The following is a 17168-nucleotide window of genomic DNA, read 5'->3' on the forward strand; positions in this document are numbered from 1 at the left end:
CCTTCACGCTATTTGGGTGTCGGGGCCAAATCAGGCCCGGTTCTCTTCATTCTACCGCGCGGTCTGACCTCTTACCTAAACCGCGGCCGCGTCAGAGACGATGTCGATGCGCCAGCCTGTGAGCTTGGCCGCCAGACGTGCATTCTGGCCTTCCTTGCCGATAGCCAAGGACAGCTGATAATCAGGGACCACAACCCGTGCTGAGCGCGCAGCCTCATCAATAATGGTGACTGAAATCACCTTCGACGGGGACAGTGAATTGGCGATGAAAGTTGCCGGATCCTCATTGAAGTCGACGATGTCGATCTTCTCGTCGTTGAGCTCGGTCATGACGGCCCGCACACGCGAACCCATCTCTCCGATGCAAGAGCCCTTGGCATTGACGCCGGCTTTGTTGGCCTGCACGGCAATCTTGGTGCGGTGGCCAGCTTCACGGGCCAAGGCAACGATTTCTACGGTGCCATCAGCGATCTCGGGAACTTCCATTTCAAAGAGCTTGCGTACCAGGCCCGGGTGTGAACGGGACAAGGTGATTGCGGGGCCCTTGGTGCCGCGGTGAACATCCACCACGAACGTGCGGATGCGATTTCCGTGGCGGTAGCTTTCGCCGGGAACCTGCTCGTTCGGTGGCAGCACACCCTCAACAGCACCCAGATCGATCTGGATCATGTTGGGGTTGTTGCCCTGCTGGATCTGACCGGAGACCAGTTCACCTTCTTTGCCGCGGTATTCGCCGACCACATTGTCATCCTCGGCGTCGCGAAGACGCTGCAGGATGATCTGGCGTGCCGTGCTGGCAGCAATGCGACCAAAGCCCTTGGGCGTGTCGTCGAATTCGCCAATGGCGGCGCCGTCGTCGTCGAGCTCGGCAGCCCAAATGGTGACGTGCCCGCTCTTGCGGTCAATCTCGGCACGGGCCATATCGTGGCAGCCCGGTGACTTGTGGTAGGCCATCAGCAGCGCCTGCTCAATGGTGGGGATCAGCACATCCACGGGGATTTCCCTTTGGCGCTCCAACTCCCGCAGCGCACTCATATCTATGTCCATAGTCAGCTTCCCTCTCCATCGACGGCGTTGCCGCCGGTCGCTTCAAATTCTAAGTCCAGCTCTGCCTCATCCAGGCGAGCAAATTCCAGTTCCACAACACCACGGCGAATGGCTGAAAACAATACTTTTTCCGGTTCACCCTGCTTGGGTTTCATACCCTTTTTGACCGGCAGTTCGGGCTTGAACAAAACACCCTCATCGTCCACGTCTAAGACGCGACCCATGAAGTTTTCCCGATCGACGGCGTTGACCTTGACCATGCGACCCAGAGCCCGGCGCCAGTGGCGCGGCTCTGTGATCGGCCGGGTGGCTCCAGGGGAGGAGATTTCCAAATCGTAGGCTTGGCCGTCATCGTTGGGGTCTGCATCCATGGCGTCGGAAAGCACCCGGGAAACGGCGGAGATAGCATCAAGGCCCACACCGCCGCTTTCGCCGTCAACAAGGTCGACAATCACTGAAACTGTGCGGTGGGTGCCAGCAAAGTGAACCTTGACTTCTTCAAGGAACAGTCCGGCGGCAGCCACTGTGGGGGCGAGAAACACGTGCAGCCTCTGGGCTTCAGCTATTGAGTCCATGGCTGAGGGCGTGTTCCCTGAGCGTGCGGCCATTTTGGGCCTGTCCGGCTTCGTCATAAAAACGCACGCCTCCCTATTGATGATGTTGTAGATATACAGACTACCGAGTTTCCGCCACCTCCGCTGAACCGTAGAGGTGTGAGTATGGACGCATTTGGCGACGGTACACCCGGCTTACGAGAACTGGTCAGCGCCGAGGGGCAGCTAGTAGGCAAAAGTGTGCACTGTACAGGGCAGTCATGAGATGATCAACGGTTGTGACCCATCCCAATCCCACGGCTGAGCCCGACACCACCCTTGACGCCGCTACCCCCGCAGCTACTGGAGCCCCCGGAACAGCCGGCAAGCCTTCCCGTAAGGCTCCCCGCCGCGCCACGGCAGCTGCTGGTGCACCAGCTTCGGTGGCATCTTCGGCTCCAGCCATTCTGGTCATTGATGCCAATGGCATGATGGTGCCGGCCCCTGTAACTCCCGAGACTGAGCGCCCAGCTCAGGCACAGGACACCTCCGACGCCGAGAAGTCCCCCGCCACCGATGCCGCACCTCTCGAGGTGGCTGAGTCAGCGTTAGCTGAGCCGGAGGCTGTCGAGGCTCTCGAAGCTGTCGAGGCTGTCGAGGCGGAAGCCGTCGAGTCAGAAGTTATTGAGTCAAGGCCGGTTGATTCAAAGTCCGTTGACACCGCGGCTACTGCCGATACCCCTTCCCCGGCGTCTGGATCCTTGGTTGCATCACCGGAGGATTCGAAACTTGAGTCCGAGCCTGAGTCCGAGCCTAAATCAGAGTCCGCGCCGGAACCTGAGCCTGAGCCTGAGTCCGCGCCGAAACTTGAGCCTGAGCCTGAGTCCGAGCCTAAATCAGAGTCTGAGCCTGAGCCTGAGTCCGAGCCTGAACCTGCGCCATCGGACTCACTGCCCAGCATGGCTGCAGCGGACGAGGGCGATACCCCGAGCACCACGGTTGAAGCCGTTGCGGAGGTAACTCCAGTCTCCTTATCGCGCCGTGAACGGCGCCTAGCCGAGCAGCAAGACGAGAACAACACCACCTCAGCCGCCGTTGCAACGACAGTTGCAGAAGGCACAGATTCAGGAAGCCTCACTTCAGAAAGCTCGGCTTCCACGGAAGAACCAGCCCCTGACTCGGGCCGCACTAACCCGGGGAAGCCACCTAGGAAGCGCAATAGCTTCGTGACTTTCTTCCGTGGACTGTTTTTTCTTGTGGTGATTTCAGCCCTCGTGGTCGCCATGGGTACGGTGCTGTCAGGGCCGGAGGTGAACGCTGGCGACCAGTCGCCGACTCAGTTGCAGCGTCAGGCTGCCTGGGAAGCAACTACTAAGTTGCAAGGTGAGGCCCTCAATTTGGCCGATGCAAGTAGCACACCCCAATTGCAGAAGGCGTTGTCCATCACCGCTACAAACTTGGGACTCCACGCTTCAGCACTGAGTGACGGGCTACCCACCGAAGCCCCCACCGCAACAGGGCCAGCATCAGCGCCAACCCCGATGACTATCACTGGATTAGTACAGGAACTTTCGGCCAACGCCGAGGCACTACTGAACAACGCATTGAGCGCCGATCATTCCATGGGCCGTGTTTTTGCTTCCGTGGGCACCAGCCAACTCCTGCAGTCTGCCGAGCTGGCGTCCGTAGCGGGGATCACCGTTCCCACCTCAGCGCATATGCCAGCACCAGTTGACTTCCCTTCTGCTTCGGGCCCGTCCTGCACCTCTACGCTGGAACCGCGCCCCGGTGTCACCGTAGACTCGGCGCTGAGTGCCGCCGCCGAGGCCGAGCAGAAAGCTATCTACGCCTACCAAGCCGCTTCCACCCGATTCACCGAACCGCAATTTAGCAAGGCCACAACATTGTTGGCCCGACACCGGCAAAAGCTGAAACTCCTCAACGCAGAGTTGCGCCTTCGCTGCCTCCCCTTGGCAGAACCCGTGGCAGGCTTCACTCTGGACTCCACCTTCACCACCTTGCCCAAGCAAGCACTCAGCATTTTGGAAACTCAGCTGAGCAGCATCTATGGTGAGCTGGCTGCTTTGAGTACCGCTCCGGGTGCAGACCAGAGTCCCAACACCACGGAGCCGGCAGCACCGGCGTCTTCTACTCCTGAATCCGTAGCCACTGAATCCAAGGCCACCCCACTTCCTCTCAACGGCAGCAATCTCCGTGAGATGGCCGTCTTGTGGCTGTTGGACTCCACCCAGGCACACACCTTTTGGGGCGGATCAGTGGAGGCACTGCCAGGCATCGCACCGAGCATCGCGCCAGAGCCGGTAATCGCTTCAGTGCCTGCCCGTTAATTGAGGGCAGGCATGCCTTCGCGAGGACATCCTTTCCTTGCTAGCGGAGATTTTCACTCAGTGCTTTGCTTGAAGCATGAAGCAAACGCCAGAGCTGGTACTGCCCCGGGAGCTCTCTAAAACAGGGGAAATCGCACAGCGCCTGAATTGGTTGCGGGCCGGGGTGCTCGGCGCCAATGACGGCATAGTTTCCGTGGCCGCCGTCGTCGTTGGTGTTGCTGGAGCCACCCAAGGCGCAGGCCCAATCCTCACTGCCGGCATGGCAGCTCTGGTGGGCGGAGCTATCTCCATGGCTTTGGGTGAGTACGTCTCCGTCAGCAGCCAGAGCGACAGCCAGAAAGCCATGATCGCCACCACCGAAGCCGCGCTCAAACATGCGCCTGAACAGAGCCAGGCCCAACTGGTTCAGGCCTACCAGAACAAGGGACTCTCCCCCGCCACCGCTACCCTCGTGGCCCAAGAGCTGAGCGAACACGATGCCCTCAGCGCACATTTGTCGGCCGAACTCAACCTCCATGTGGAAGACGTTGCCAACCCTTGGCATGCGGCCTTCGCTTCAGCCATCGCCTTCACGCTGGGCGCCATCTTGCCGATGCTGGCAATCTTGCTACCACCTGAGTCAGTCAGTGTTCCCGTGACCTTCGCTGCCGTGCTGCTGGCTCTGGGCATCACCGGCTGGATCGGTGCCATGATCGGCGGGGGCTCCCGCATCAAGGCAGCTGTCCGAGTGGTACTTGGCGGCGCCCTTGCCCTCGCGGCGACCTTCGCGATCGGCACCCTGCTAGGCTCCAGCGGCTTGGTGGGCTAATCAGTTGCTCCCCTGTAAGCGCTGTTCTGGCTGTGCTCACCACTGAAAAGTACGACGGCGATGGGCTGGCCTAGGTGCCAGCCGCTAGGCTCAGTGCTGTGAGCATCAACCTAGAGATTCCTGAGCCGCTATTGCGGAGGTACCGCCAGAGCCATGAGGGCAGGGCGTGGTTGGGGCATCTTCCCGGTTTCCTGAACGAGTCCCTTGAACAGTGGCAGCTTCTTGTTGACCTGCCATCCGGAGCCACGCCTTGGTATGGGCACACGGCGGTGGTGGTCCCAGTACTGAGCCGTGATGGAACCCAAGCGGCACTAAAACTCGCCTTCCCCAATGATGAGTCCACACTAGAACCTCTCGCTCTAACTTTGTGGGGCGGTCAAGGCGCGGTGGCATTACTGGATAGTGACGCCCCACGCGGGGCGCTGTTGCTGGAACGTCTGGATCAAACACGCGCCCTCCTGGATCTCCCCATGGATGAGGCCATCGCGGTGTGGGGAAGTCTAGCCCGGGATTTGGCGATTCGTCCCGACGTCCGCCCCGAATGGCGTCTCCTTCCGCACATCGCAGACACCGCCGAAAGGTACTGTGACGAACTCCCCCAGCGTTGGAGCGATCTTGCTGAACCCTTTCCACGGTGGCTGCTCGAAGCCGCGCTGGAGCTCTGCCAAACCCGGGGAGCAGTGTCCCGCCGCAGCAGCAATGAGGTATTGGTCCACACAGATCTGCACTACCTGAACATTCTGGCGAAGCCCGGAACCGATGACTATGTGGCTATCGATCCGCAAGCCCAAGTGGGTGACGCAGAATTCGCCGTGGCCCCGTGTCTGTGGAACCGCCTGCAGGATTTGCCGCACCGAAACGCCGAAGCCGGGCTCCGGCGTCGTGCTTCAGAGCTGGCCCAATCAGCTGGGCTGGACGAGGATTTGGTGGCGGGCTGGGCAGTGGTCCGAGAAGTGGAAAATGCGCTGAGCTATTTGGAGGAAGCGGGGCACAGCGGCGACGCCAAACGCTCGCTCTGGGTGGCGAGCACCATGGCTGGCACGACATTGCCGGATCTGCCCGGTGCGCATGAGCTCAAGGCTCTCCACTAAAAATTTCGGTGAGCATCTGAACTAGCGGTTGAGGAAATTCTCGTTGAGCACGTCAAATCCCAGTTTGAGGATGAGCACGGCGACGACGGCGAGGAAGACGATTCGGATGAATTTGCTGCCTTGCTTCACGGCCGTACGTGCTCCGAGGTAGCCGCCAGCCATGTTGGCCGCGCCCAGAATCAGGCCGACCCCCCAGAGCAGTGAGCCGTGCGGGAGGAAGAACATCAGGGCGCCGGCGTTCGTGGCCAGATTCACGATTTTTGCTTTGGCGCTGGCTTCAAGGAACGCGTAGCCCATGAGGCTGACCATGGCGATGACGAGGAAGGATCCGGTTCCCGGGCCGATCAGGCCGTCGTAAAAGCCGATGATCCCGCCGATGCATGCGGCGACAACGTAGTGCGTGCGGCCGGAATGTCTTAGGGCTGTCAACTCACCCATGCTCGGCTTGAACGCCGTGAACAGCAGCACCGCAATCAGCGCAGCAACAATGATGGGCTTGAACACTGAACCGGGCAAACTGGCGGCCACCACCGCACCGCCCACGCTACCCACCAGCGCCACCCCCGCCATGGGCAGGGCTGTGCGCATGTCCGGTTTCACGCGCCGGTAATACGTCACGGAGCTGGTAGCGGTCCCGAAGATGGACCCCATTTTGTTGGTGGCCAACGCCTGCACGGGCGTGATTCCGGGGATCATCAACATGACCGGGAGCTGAATCAGCCCGCCCCCGCCCACCACGGCATCAATCCAGCCGGCAGCAAAACCAGCCACAATGATCAACAAAATGGTGGCCATCGTGATGTTCTCAAAACCGGAGATCATGGGTTCCTAAGCTAAGTGTGGCACGCAGACCAAGGGGCCGGGCTGAGGGCCCGGCCCCTCGCAGAGCACGGTTACTGCTGGTCGAGGATGTACTGCACGGCCTCGGCAACGGCGATGTTTTCAGCAACTCCGGTGGCGCGGTTCTTGATCTCCACGACGCCGTCCACCAGTCCGCGGCCTACTGCCAGGATGGTGGGGACACCGATGAGCTCAGCGTCGCCGAACTTCACACCGGGGGAAACCTTGGGGCGGTCATCGTAAATGACGTCCAGTCCCTTGGCTTCGAGATCGGCGGTGAGCTGGGCTGCTGCCTCGAAGATTTCATCGCCACGGCCGACAGCCACAACATGAACATCAGCGGGAGCAACCTGGGCGGGCCAGATCAAGCCCTTGTCATCGTGGTTGGATTCAGCCAGAGCGGCAACGGCGCGGGTAACGCCGATGCCGTAGGAGCCCATGGTGACCACTGAGAGTTTGCCGTTCTTGTCCAAAACCTTCAGGCCCAAGGACTCGGCGTACTTGGTGCCAAGTGCGAAGATGTGGCCCATTTCAATGCCGCGGGCAGCTTCAAGGGGGCCGGAACCATCAGGTGCGGGATCTCCTTCACGAACCTGCGCGGCCTCAACGGTGCCGTCCCAGCTGAAGTCGCGCCCGGCAACGAGGCCAAAGACGTGCTTGCCTTCTTCGTTGGCACCGGTGATCCAGCTGGTTCCGGAAACCACGCGGGGGTCAACCAGGTACAAGATCTTGGTGGCTGCTTCTGTGCCGAGCACAGCGGCGTCCAGGCTCAGGCCCGGGCCGATGTAACCCTTGACCAACAGAGCATGCTTCTTCAGATCAGCTTCACCAGCGGCTTCAACGCCTACTTCGCCGCCGATGGGCAGGTGTGCACCAATGTTGGCTTCGATGCGCTTGAGGTCAACATCGCGGTCGCCGGGCAAGCCCACCACCACGATCTGGCGTTCGCCGGTAGGCAGGTCAACAGCTAGAACCACGTTCTTCAACGTGTCAGCGGCCGTCCATTCGCCTTCGGCGCGGGGAGCGTGCTGGTTGGCGGCAGCCACCAACGTGGCGATGGTTGCGGTGTCCGGGGTGTCCAGAACCTGAGCTGCAGGCGCGTTGCTGAAGTCAATCTCGGCCGGGACCACGGTGGTCACGGCTTCAACGTTTGCTGCGTAACCGCCGGGTGAGCGCACAAAGGTGTCTTCACCTACGGTCATGGGGTGCAAGAACTCTTCGCTCTTGGAACCGCCCATGGCACCGGCAGTTGCCGTGACGGGGATGATTTCCAAGCCGAGGCGCTCAAAAATACGCACGTAGGCGCCGCGGTGAGCCATGTAGCTGGCGTCCAGTCCGGCGTCGTCCATGTCAAAGGAGTAGGAATCCTTCATGATAAATTCGCGTCCACGCAGCAGTCCTGCGCGCGGCCGAGCCTCGTCGCGGTACTTGTTCTGGATTTGGTACAGGCTCAGCGGCAGATCCTTGTACGAGGAGTACAGGTCCTTGACCAGCAGCGTGAACATTTCCTCATGTGTGGGGGCCAGCAGGTAGTCGGCGCCCTTGCGGTCCTGCAGACGGAACAGGTTGTCACCGTATTCCTGCCAGCGGTTGGTGGCCTCGTACGGTTCACGGGGCAGCAGTGCCGGAAAGTGCACTTCCTGGGCGCCGATCGCGTCCATTTCCTCACGCACAATGGCTTCAACCTTGCGCAGCACGCGCAGGCCCAACGGGAGCCACGTGTAGATGCCAGGTGCCGCGCGGCGGATGTAGCCGGCGCGCAGAAGCAGCCGGTGGCTGTCTACCTCGGCGTCTGCGGGATCTTCACGCAGGGTACGTAAAAAGAGGGTGGAAAGGCGAAGTGCCACGCGAAATATTCCATTTCTTGAAGTGGGTGGGCGCCGTCCTCATTCAGGACGAACAGGTACTAATCTACCGGTTCAGGCGCGCCCGTTGCACACCTGGCTTGCTGGCGGCTTCCCGGCGGCTGCCCCCGAGCGTTCCCCAGCAGCTTCCCCGGGTAGGCGGATAGACGCTGGACAGAGCACCACTGCGGGTCTAGTTTGAAGTCAGACGTCCACGAACCGGCAGCCCAGGAGGAACTGATGTCCCACCGAGCAGCGATGCCGGCCCTTCCCCCGGTCCCGGTCCCAGCCGATCCTGCTGGCACCACGGGCCCCCTTTGCGTCAGCATTGAAGGGCTGCGGGTGCACCGCGGGAAAGCAACAGTCCTGGCTAATATCACCGCCAATATTCCGCAAGGCCGCATCACCGGGCTCCTCGGCCCGTCCGGCAGCGGCAAAACCACGCTGATGCGGGCGCTGGTGGGGGTCCAGAAAATCACTGCCGGGACCGTCACCGTGCTGGGCCGCCGCGCCGGAGATCCCCAGAACAGGCACGACGTCGGCTACGTCACCCAGGCGGCCAGCGTCTACAAAGACTTGAGTGTTCTGGACAACGTGCGCTATTTCGGATCTGTCCACGGCGGGAGCCGAGCGGACGCGCAGGCGGTACTGGCCGCCGTCGGACTTTCTGAATTTGCCAAGCGCAAGGCGGGCAGTTTATCCGGTGGACAGTTCAGCCGGGTCTCCTTGGCTTGTGCTTTGGTGGGCAAACCCCGGCTGCTGGTGTTGGATGAACCCACGGTGGGCCTTGATCCGGTGTTGCGGGCGGATCTGTGGGAACAGTTTGTGGGCATGGCTGCCGAGGGCACCTCGCTCATCATTTCCAGCCACGTTATGGAGGAAGCCAGCCACTGTGATTCGCTGCTAATGCTGCGCGAGGGGATGCTGCTGGCACAGTTAACTCCGGATCAGTTACGCCACAACGGCGAAACAGAAGATCTGGGACTGGCCTTTCTGCGGCTGATTCAGTCGGCAGAATCCGATGCGAAGACGGCATCATGAACGTTTCCCTGATGTGGTCCACGTGCCGGCGGGTTCTACTGCAACTTCGCGGCGATCCCCGAAGCATCGCCATGATTCTGGTGGTGCCTGCCGTACTGTTGGCGCTGGTGTATTGGCTCTACCAAAACGAAACGCTGGCGCCCGGCAGGCCCGGCACTTTTGACCGGGTGGGGCTCATGATGCTGGGCATCTTCCCGTTCGTGGTGATGTTCCTCGTCACCTCCATCACCATGTTGCGCGAACGCACCTCAGGCACACTTGAACGGTTGCTGACCACTCCCATTCACAAGGCCGATCTTCTCTTTGGCTACGCCCTGGCATTTTCCATCATGGCCACGGCCCAAGCGCTGGTCGCCACGGGAACGGCGTACTGGATCTTTGGCATGAAGATTGCTGGCAACGCCGGCTGGGTGGTGTTAATTTCGGTGCTGACAGCGGTTTTGGGTGTGGTGTTGGGTCTCTTGTGTTCGGCGTTTGCCACCACCGAATTCCAAGCCGTGCAGTTCATGCCGATTGTAGTGATCCCGCAGATTCTGCTGTGCGGACTATTCGTTGCCAGGGACCAGATGAATAGCGTTCTGGAAGCGGCCTCCAATGTGCTGCCGCTCAGTTACGCCGTTGACGGGCTGCAACAGGTGGCCGCTAATGGCGATCCAACCTCCCAGCTGGTCCGGGATCTGTTGGTCATTGCCGGTTTTGTCCTAGCCGGGCTGCTGTTTTCGTCCTTGACACTGCGCCGACAAACAGCCTGAAACCGGCTCATGGGTACCTCTGCCCATCGCTTCGAACTCATGGGTGGACCTAGGCTTGAGATGTCACCACGGCGGGCAACAATGCCATGGTCCATACACTTTGCGAACCATCAAATGCAGGAGAGTCAATGAGCAACAACCTGCAGGGCGGGGACCCGGAGGAGTTGCGGGATTTTGCCCGGGAACTCGAACATGTCCGGTCGGTGCTGGTAAGCGTCAATTCCGAGCTAAGCCGACGCATCAGCGGCAGCCTCCGCTGGGAAGGGCCGGACGCCTTTGTTTTCAAACACGCCTGGCGTTCCTCCTACTCACCGGTCATCAGCCAGACGGCCACTATGCTCGAAGAAACCGCGGCGCTGATCAAGGCACAGGCTGCTGAGCAAGAATCTGCCAGCGCATAATCCCCACCCGCCGGCTGCCCGTCAACCCCTAAGCTTCTTGGCCGAGATCCGCCAGCGAGTGCCGGCACCATGCCAACCACGACTTCTCATATGCGATGCCCGCTCGCACAACAGCCAGCTGCAATTCTTCCGCCGTGGACCGTGCCTGACCGGATTGAGCGGCGGGGAAATCCTGCTGCTCAATGGCCTCATACCGTTCCAACACCTGCTCATGAAGCCCCAGATGCCGCCGCATTTCATCCGTGACATCCACGGATTCCTGCACCGTTCCTAGGACGGCTGCCGCCCTCATCCGCACCAACAAGGAATCCCGGATGGGGCGCATCTCCCCCTCTTGCACACACCAGCTGGCCAGCTCATCACGCCCCCCGGTCAGCACCTCGAAGTGGCGTTGCTGTCCTCGGGTAGTAGGCAAGCCGTGAGCCTTGATCAAGCCATCACGCTCCATCTTTCCCAGCTCCCGGTAAATCTGCTGATGCGTGGCCTGCCAAAAGTAACCCAGAGACTTATCAAAGCGGCGCGCCAATTCGGCCCCCGTGCACGGCTTTTCCAAGAGCGACGTCAGGATTGCGTGAGTCAGCGACACTAGAGCCGCGCAGCCAAACGCGTGCCCTGATCGATGGCCCGCTTGGCGTCCAACTCGGCCGCCACATCAGCCCCACCAATAAGATGCACGACGGCGCCCGCGGCTTCCAGCCCCTCCTGCAGCTCCCGCCGGGGATCCTGACCGGTGCACAAAATGACAGTATCTACGGGGAGGACCGTGTCGGTGCCGTTGACGCGAACGTGGAGTCCGGCGTCGTCTATCTTTTGGTATTCCACGCCGGGAACCATCTGCACACCCTTGTACTTCAGGGCGGTGCGGTGGATCCAGCCGGTGGTCTTGCCCAGCCCCGCCCCAACCTTGGTCTCCTTGCGCTGGAACAGGCCAACGCGGCGCAGTGGCTTCTCCGGGTCGGGGTCGGTGATGCCGCCGGCGTTGGCGTAATCGGTGTCAATACCCCACTCCCGGTAGAACTTCTCGGGGACGAGGGTGGCACTGGGAGCGCCCGCGGTGATGTACTCGGCCACATCGAAGCCGATGCCACCGGCGCCGAGGATGGCAACGTTGGCGCCCACCTCGGCCTTGTCGCGGAGCACGTCGAGGTACGTGAGCACGCTGGGATGATCCACCCCGGCGATCTCCGGAACCCGGGGGGTGACACCAGTGGCCAGCACGATCTCGTCAAAGCCGCCACTGAGAAGCTGCTCCACCGTGGCTTGCGTGTTCAGCGCGACGTCCACGCCCAGCAGCTGAAGCTGACGGTTGAAGTACCGGATGGTTTCGTGAAACTCTTCTTTGCCCGGGATCTGCTTGGCAATATTGAACTGTCCACCAATCTCCCCGGACCCCTCAATGATCGTGACCTCATGCCCACGCTGGGCCGCGGTTGCGGCGAAGGCCAAACCGGCCGGACCGGCACCGACTACGGCGAACTTCTTGGTTGCTGGAGTTGCTTCAATGATGATTTCTGTTTCATGGCAGGCCCGCGGGTTGACCAAACAAGAGGATGTTTTGCCCACGAAAGTGTGGTCCAAGCAGGCCTGATTGCAGGCGATGCAGCTGTTGATCTCATCGCTGCGACCATCGCGGGCCTTGCGCATGAAGAAGGCATCGGCGAGGAATGGTCGGGCCATGGAGACCATGTCGGCGGTGCCGTCGGCGAGGAGCTGCTCGGCAACGTCGGGGGTGTTGATGCGGTTGGTGGTGATGAGGGGAATCTTGACCGAACCCATGACCTTTTTGGTCACCCACGCGTAGCCGGCACGTGGCACCGAGGTGGCGATGGTGGGGATGCGGGCTTCATGCCACCCGATGCCCGTGTTGATGATAGTGGCGCCAGCCTTTTCCACGGCCTGGGCCAGTGTGATGACTTCTGGCAAGGTGGAGCCGTCTTCAACGAGATCCAGCATGGAGAGCCGGTAGATGATGATGAAGTTTTCCCCGACACGTTCGCGGACGCGGCGGACAATCTCCACGGCGAAGCGGATGCGGTTTTCGTAGGACCCGCCCCATTCGTCACTGCGATGATTGGTTCGCTTGGCAATGAATTCATTGATCAGGTAACCCTCTGATCCCATGATTTCTACGCCGTCGTACCCGGCCGATTGCGCCAGAGCCGCCGCATTCACGAAGTCCGCAATGGTCGTCTCCACTTCCTCGCCCGTGAGCGGGTGTGGGGTCAGCGGACTGATGGGTGCCTGCACCGCACTGGGCGCGACCAAGCCACGGTGCGATGCATAGCGGCCAAAATGGAGCAATTGCAGGGCAATTTTTCCACCCTCGGCGTGCACAGCTGCGGTGACAACTTTGTGTTGTTCTGCTTCTTCCTGCGTGGAAATTTTGGCTCCACCCTTCATGGGCCGGCCAGCCTCATTGGGTGAGATGCCACCGGTGACCATCAAGGCCACTCCCCCGCGGGCACGTTCGGCATAGAACGCCGCCATGCGGTCAAAACCGCCGGGCAGCTCTTCCAGCCCGACGTGCATGGAACCCATCAGCACCCGGTTGGGCAGGGTGGTGAAGCCCAATTCAAGAGGGGTAAAGAGGTGGGGGTACTGGCCAGCGTTCATCAATGCACTCCTTTGCGCAACAAGTTGCATAATCGTATCGCACCGATTGCCCCAATGGGAGCAGCATCACATCTAAGGACCTGCCGAGTACGCAGATAGTGAGCAGCTAATGCACGGTTACGGGCATTTTTGGGCGCAAAAAGTACCTCAAGTGAACACTCGACGGGTTTGGCGGTGAGGTCGGGGAGGGCGTAGTGCCTAGAACAGGACTGTGGCGAAGGTGCCGACCTGTTCAAAGCCCACACGTTCGTACAACGCCCTGGCCGGAGTGTTGTAGTCGTTGACATAGAGGCTTGTTACCGGTGCATACTTTTGTGCCAAGACCACCACAGCGGCCATATATCCGGCGCTCAAGCCACGACCCCGGTAGCGCGGATTCATCCAGACGCCTTGGACTTGGGTGGCGTGTTGTGTCACGGCGCCAAGATCGGCTTTAAAGACGACCTCTCCCTCAGGCTCGACGTCGCTAAAGGAGAATCCGCTGCTGATCAGCCAGGCAACCCGCCGGCGATAGTTGGCCTCGCCGCCTAGGAACGGCGAGTATCCAACCTCTTCTTCAAACATCGCCGCGGCCGCGACGAGGACTTCGTTGAACTGTCCGCTTTGGCTGGCCATCAAAGCCGGATTGGGTTCAACGAGAGGTGGGCCTGCAATACTCAACAAGGGCTGGTTTGCCCTGATCTCTTGGGCTGAAATACCAGCTTTTTGCAGCACCTCCATGATGCCCAAGGTGGATTCTGCCGGGCCAAAGATTGAGGCATGCGGCTGCCAATGATCCACAATCCAACGCCCAAAGGCTTGAGCATGCTCAGCCGTGGCCTCTATGGGGACCACATTGGAGCCTACCCAGCAAGCGGCAGCCAAGCTCACGCCGTCGTCCATAAAAAAGCCCAACATGACGGCCCCTTGAATACCGGGCACGGCACTGTTGTTCTGGTTGATGAGCGAGTCCGCGAACACGTTAGCAACCCGGTCGCGCGCGATCAGGCGCCGGAGCGCGTCCGTGTCGGCGTGGCCGAGGACGCGCACCGGGTCGTGGCGGAGTCTCCTAGGAGACGCTGACCACGGGACCGCCCTGGAGAGTCGTGTCATCCGCGTCGGACTCCATCTCTTCGGCAATTTTCATGGCTTCTTCAATGAGTGTCTCAACAATTTGATCCTCAGGAACAGTCTTGATGACTTGTCCCTTCACAAAGATCTGGCCCTTACCGTTTCCGGAGGCAACACCCAAGTCAGCTTCGCGGGCTTCTCCGGGACCATTGACGACGCAACCCATGACGGCGACGCGCAAGGGAACTTCCATTCCCTCCAGGCCAGCGGTGACTTCTTCAGCCAACTTGTACACATCAACCTGGGCGCGGCCGCAGGAGGGGCAGGAGACAATTTCCAGCTTGCGCGGACGCAGATTCAGCGACTGCAGAATCTGGTTACCCACCTTAATCTCCTCAACCGGCGGAGCGGAGAGAGAAACGCGGATGGTGTCCCCGATGCCCTTGGCGAGCAGCGAGCCGAAGGCCACAGCCGACTTGATGGTGCCCTGGAAAGCGGGGCCGGCCTCGGTGACGCCGAGGTGCAAGGGCCAGTCGCCCTGTTCTGCGAGCATCTCGTAGGCGGCCACCATGATGACGGGGTCATTGTGTTTGACGGAGATTTTGAAGTCGTGGAAGCCGTGCTCTTCAAAGAGCGAGGCTTCCCAGACGGCGGATTCAACGAGAGCCTCGGGTGTGGCCTTGCCGTACTTTTTCATGATGCCCGGCTCCAACGAACCGGCATTGACGCCAATGCGGATGGAGGTGCCGTGGTCCTTGGCGGCCCGGGCGATTTCCTTGACCTGGTCATCAAATTTGCGAATGTTGCCGGGGTTCACGCGAACCGCTGCACAACCAGCTTCAATCGCCGCAAAGACATACTTGGGCTGGAAATGAATGTCCGCGATCACGGGTATCTGTGATTTACGGGCAATGATGGGCAAGGCGTCCGCATCATCCTGTGAAGGGCAGGCCACACGGACAATGTCACAGCCGGACGCGGTCAGTTCAGCAATTTGCTGCAACGTCGCGTTGATGTCAGTGGTGGGGGTGGTGGTCATGGACTGCACGCTTATGGGCGAATCCGAGCCGACACCCACGGGGCCGACCTTGATTTGCCGGGTCTTGCGGCGGGGCGCAAGAACGGGCGGTGGCAACGGCGGCATGCCGAGACTGACGGAGGTCAAAATATGCTCCTAGGAGTTCAACGAATCAAATGTTGCGGCAGTAGCGCCGTTGAGTGGCGTCACTAAAGGAATCTCGCAGCATCTACCTTCGATTGTAGGCTCGATGACTGCTTTTCACTGACTGGCAGGGGTTGGTTATCAGTGAGGTTTATCCCAAGTAGCCGCTGAGTTTGCCAATCACCGGGTTCCAGCCCGAAATCTTCAATCCGGTGACGCCGCCGCCAAGGGTCATTGGATCCTGGGCGACCAGTTCCTGAACAGCTTCTTGGCTCTCGGCACGGAAGATCAACAGGGCGCCTGCCCCATCGGCGTAGGGGCCGGATGCGAGAACCACATCGGCCTCTGCCAATGCAGACAACCATTCGCGGTGCTTGGGGCGGTGCTCCACGCGCGCTGCTTCAGCTTCAGGACCATAAACATACTCGACAGCAAAGATAGACATGCGTTCACCCTATAACAGGAGAGCTTTCGCGAGGACCGCAACACTGGCAGCCCACAACATTGAGGCCAAGGTGCCGATGATGAACCGCTCACTTGCCGCTGGCGTGTCCTTGAGTTCCGGATATCTACCCAAGCCCTTGATGGCCACCACATAGGCGATGGCTACTGGCTGTCCGGCGAGGATCGCCACCGCCACGGCGGCACGTTCCAGGCAGCCGATCAGCAGGCCGCCACGGAGCACTTCCGTTTTCGGTGCTGGTGGTGCTGGCTGCGCTTCTGCCTCAACGGCCTCAACCTCAACCTCAATGGCCTCGCTAGCCGGGGTTTCGGTCCGGGTTAGGGCCAGGCCGTCAGTCTCAGTTCGTTCTCCGCGCGTAGCTTCTGCCGCGTCCGCAGCACGCACGGTCTTGGACCTGGCGAGTTTGAGCATGCCGGCTGTCACGGGCCACCCACCCATAACAGCCACCACTAGTGCAGTAGCTATCCACAGCGCTTCCATGCACCCTCCTTCGCATCAGCAACCGTCGGCGACGCCCGTTGACATTGCCCTACCTAAAATCTAGCCGCTGCCACTGACATTGATGGCCCGTTGAGCCTCCCTGAGAAGCAGTGCCGCGGCACGCCGCCCGGCCAGCTCTTCCTGTCGGCCCGAGCGGTATATTGCTTTACTGACAGCCTGGGGACTGATCTCGAGCCCCTGCGCGATTTCCTTTTGAGCTAACCCAGGTGCGGCATCCAGTGCATCAAGGACCCGCCACTCGGCATCTGAGCGTTTGCGAACCACATCTCCAAGGAGAACGAGGACTCCTTCCGCCGCGGCAGCCCATTGCGCTGCTGCCGGAACTGGAGTTCGCACGCACAGCGGCACCCGTCCCCCCGTCTTCTTGGCGGATTCAACCGCCTCCCGCGCCGCAATGAAAGCATCACCCGAGGCTTCTCGGGAGTTTTCCGGCAGCGGCAGATCAACAGCAGCAATCCCAATGCCGATGTACCAGTCCTGATTGCGGAGCACCCGCGCAACGGTTTCGACAACCACCTCAGGATCAGTGAGTACACCTTGAATTTCATCGCCCACGGAACGCTCAAATTCCAGCGCTGAGTCTAAATCAGAAAGTAGACTCAACAGCTTCGGAACCCTGTCGCCGTGCGTGCGGCTGCCACGCTGGTCAATGGTCAAAACAAACATGACTAAAC

The 17168-nt window shown here is 60.5% G+C and carries 17 protein-coding genes; 6 read left to right on the plus strand and 11 right to left on the minus strand.

The genetic code is table 11. The annotated features are described in order from the left end of the window. Window positions 1-75: 75 nt before the first annotated feature. Window positions 76-1047, minus strand: a complete 972-nt coding sequence (gene nusA / locus AB0P14_RS00505; protein ID WP_363836503.1) for a transcription termination factor NusA — start codon at window positions 1045-1047, stop codon at window positions 76-78. 2 nt (window positions 1048-1049) lie between these two features. Further along, window positions 1050-1622, minus strand: coding sequence for a ribosome maturation factor RimP (locus AB0P14_RS00510; protein ID WP_363836505.1), 573 nt, complete (start codon window positions 1620-1622; stop codon window positions 1050-1052). Between the two features lie 257 nt (window positions 1623-1879). Here AB0P14_RS00510 and AB0P14_RS00515 point away from each other — a divergent pair, with 257 nt between their 5' ends. The 3 genes from AB0P14_RS00515 (at window position 1880) to AB0P14_RS00525 (ending at window position 5827) form a co-directional block, all read left to right on the plus strand. Beyond that, window positions 1880-3928 (plus strand): DUF4439 domain-containing protein, encoded by a 2049-nt coding sequence (locus AB0P14_RS00515; RefSeq protein WP_363836507.1) that lies wholly within the window; start codon window positions 1880-1882, stop codon window positions 3926-3928. Window positions 3929-4004: 76 nt separating this feature from the next. Continuing rightward, window positions 4005-4736 carry a VIT family protein gene (locus tag AB0P14_RS00520; protein WP_363836508.1) on the plus strand — a complete coding sequence of 244 codons (732 nt, stop codon included), beginning with the start codon at window positions 4005-4007 and terminating at the stop codon, window positions 4734-4736. A gap of 98 nt (window positions 4737-4834) precedes the next feature. Further along, entirely contained in the window at window positions 4835-5827 is a 993-nt protein-coding gene (locus tag AB0P14_RS00525; protein WP_363836510.1) for an aminoglycoside phosphotransferase family protein, read from the plus strand. A gap of 21 nt (window positions 5828-5848) precedes the next feature. Here AB0P14_RS00525 and AB0P14_RS00530 read toward each other — a convergent pair whose 3' ends face one another. Together AB0P14_RS00530 and AB0P14_RS00535 are read right to left on the minus strand one after the other, a co-directional pair. Beyond that, window positions 5849-6649: a TSUP family transporter gene (locus AB0P14_RS00530; RefSeq protein WP_363836512.1), complete on the minus strand. Its 801-nt coding sequence runs from the start codon at window positions 6647-6649 to the stop codon at window positions 5849-5851. A gap of 71 nt (window positions 6650-6720) precedes the next feature. Beyond that, window positions 6721-8514: a proline--tRNA ligase gene (locus tag AB0P14_RS00535; RefSeq protein WP_363836514.1), complete on the minus strand. Its 1794-nt coding sequence runs from the start codon at window positions 8512-8514 to the stop codon at window positions 6721-6723. 237 nt (window positions 8515-8751) lie between these two features. Here AB0P14_RS00535 and AB0P14_RS00540 point away from each other — a divergent pair, with 237 nt between their 5' ends. The 3 genes from AB0P14_RS00540 (at window position 8752) to AB0P14_RS00550 (ending at window position 10705) form a co-directional block, all read left to right on the plus strand. After that, entirely contained in the window at window positions 8752-9552 is an 801-nt protein-coding gene (locus AB0P14_RS00540; protein ID WP_363836515.1) for an ABC transporter ATP-binding protein, read from the plus strand. Then, on the plus strand, window positions 9549-10304 hold the full coding sequence (locus tag AB0P14_RS00545; protein ID WP_363836517.1) for an ABC transporter permease: 756 nt from the start codon (window positions 9549-9551) through the stop codon (window positions 10302-10304). Before AB0P14_RS00540 ends, AB0P14_RS00545 begins: the two co-directional genes overlap by 4 nt. Window positions 10305-10432: 128 nt before the next feature. Beyond that, on the plus strand, window positions 10433-10705 hold the full coding sequence (locus AB0P14_RS00550; RefSeq protein WP_363836519.1) for a hypothetical protein: 273 nt from the start codon (window positions 10433-10435) through the stop codon (window positions 10703-10705). A gap of 28 nt (window positions 10706-10733) precedes the next feature. On the opposite strand, the gene AB0P14_RS00555 is transcribed toward AB0P14_RS00550, so the two are convergent. The 7 genes from AB0P14_RS00555 to AB0P14_RS00585 all read right to left on the minus strand — a co-directional run bounded on the left by AB0P14_RS00555 (window position 10734) and on the right by AB0P14_RS00585 (window position 17160). Beyond that, window positions 10734-11291: a PadR family transcriptional regulator gene (locus AB0P14_RS00555; RefSeq protein ID WP_363836521.1), complete on the minus strand. Its 558-nt coding sequence runs from the start codon at window positions 11289-11291 to the stop codon at window positions 10734-10736. Then, the gene (locus tag AB0P14_RS00560; RefSeq protein WP_363836523.1) at window positions 11291-13318 is read right to left on the minus strand and encodes an NADPH-dependent 2,4-dienoyl-CoA reductase; all 2028 of its coding nucleotides are present in this window, start codon (window positions 13316-13318) and stop codon (window positions 11291-11293) included. The genes AB0P14_RS00555 and AB0P14_RS00560 overlap by 1 nt, the downstream gene beginning before the upstream one ends. A 198-nt stretch (window positions 13319-13516) precedes the next feature. Then, complete coding sequence (locus tag AB0P14_RS00565; protein ID WP_363836524.1) at window positions 13517-14410, minus strand: GNAT family N-acetyltransferase; 894 nt, start codon at window positions 14408-14410, stop codon at window positions 13517-13519. Then, complete coding sequence (ispG, locus tag AB0P14_RS00570; RefSeq protein WP_363836526.1) at window positions 14367-15533, minus strand: flavodoxin-dependent (E)-4-hydroxy-3-methylbut-2-enyl-diphosphate synthase; 1167 nt, start codon at window positions 15531-15533, stop codon at window positions 14367-14369. Before ispG ends, AB0P14_RS00565 begins: the two co-directional genes overlap by 44 nt. A gap of 148 nt (window positions 15534-15681) precedes the next feature. Continuing rightward, window positions 15682-15975, minus strand: a complete 294-nt coding sequence (locus AB0P14_RS00575) for a YciI family protein (protein WP_363836528.1) — start codon at window positions 15973-15975, stop codon at window positions 15682-15684. A gap of 9 nt (window positions 15976-15984) precedes the next feature. Beyond that, window positions 15985-16473 carry a hypothetical protein gene (locus AB0P14_RS00580; protein ID WP_363836530.1) on the minus strand — a complete coding sequence of 163 codons (489 nt, stop codon included), beginning with the start codon at window positions 16471-16473 and terminating at the stop codon, window positions 15985-15987. Between the two features lie 60 nt (window positions 16474-16533). Further along, window positions 16534-17160, minus strand: a complete 627-nt coding sequence (locus tag AB0P14_RS00585) for a helix-turn-helix domain-containing protein (RefSeq protein WP_363836531.1) — start codon at window positions 17158-17160, stop codon at window positions 16534-16536. Window positions 17161-17168 lie beyond the last annotated feature (8 nt).

Origin of the sequence: Specibacter sp. NPDC078709 (assembly GCF_040686795.1) — a bacterium.
Lineage (GTDB): Bacteria > Actinomycetota > Actinomycetes > Actinomycetales > Micrococcaceae > Specibacter.

Bases quoted from the DNA above. Each gene is read 5' to 3' on its own strand.
- nusA (WP_363836503.1), bottom strand. From the start codon at position 1,047: ATGGACATAGATATGAGTGCGCTGCGGGAGTTGGAGCGCCAAAGGGAA.
- AB0P14_RS00510 (WP_363836505.1), bottom strand. From the start codon at position 1,622: ATGGACTCAATAGCTGAAGCCCAGAGGCTGCACGTGTTTCTCGCCCCC.
- AB0P14_RS00520 (WP_363836508.1), top strand. From the start codon at position 4,005: ATGAAGCAAACGCCAGAGCTGGTACTGCCCCGGGAGCTCTCTAAAACA.
- AB0P14_RS00530 (WP_363836512.1), bottom strand. From the start codon at position 6,649: ATGATCTCCGGTTTTGAGAACATCACGATGGCCACCATTTTGTTGATC.
- AB0P14_RS00540 (WP_363836515.1), top strand. From the start codon at position 8,752: ATGTCCCACCGAGCAGCGATGCCGGCCCTTCCCCCGGTCCCGGTCCCA.
- AB0P14_RS00545 (WP_363836517.1), top strand. From the start codon at position 9,549: ATGAACGTTTCCCTGATGTGGTCCACGTGCCGGCGGGTTCTACTGCAA.
- AB0P14_RS00550 (WP_363836519.1), top strand. From the start codon at position 10,433: ATGAGCAACAACCTGCAGGGCGGGGACCCGGAGGAGTTGCGGGATTTT.
- AB0P14_RS00560 (WP_363836523.1), bottom strand. From the start codon at position 13,318: ATGAACGCTGGCCAGTACCCCCACCTCTTTACCCCTCTTGAATTGGGC.
- AB0P14_RS00565 (WP_363836524.1), bottom strand. From the start codon at position 14,410: ATGACACGACTCTCCAGGGCGGTCCCGTGGTCAGCGTCTCCTAGGAGA.
- AB0P14_RS00575 (WP_363836528.1), bottom strand. From the start codon at position 15,975: ATGTCTATCTTTGCTGTCGAGTATGTTTATGGTCCTGAAGCTGAAGCA.
- AB0P14_RS00580 (WP_363836530.1), bottom strand. From the start codon at position 16,473: ATGGAAGCGCTGTGGATAGCTACTGCACTAGTGGTGGCTGTTATGGGT.
- AB0P14_RS00585 (WP_363836531.1), bottom strand. From the start codon at position 17,160: ATGTTTGTTTTGACCATTGACCAGCGTGGCAGCCGCACGCACGGCGAC.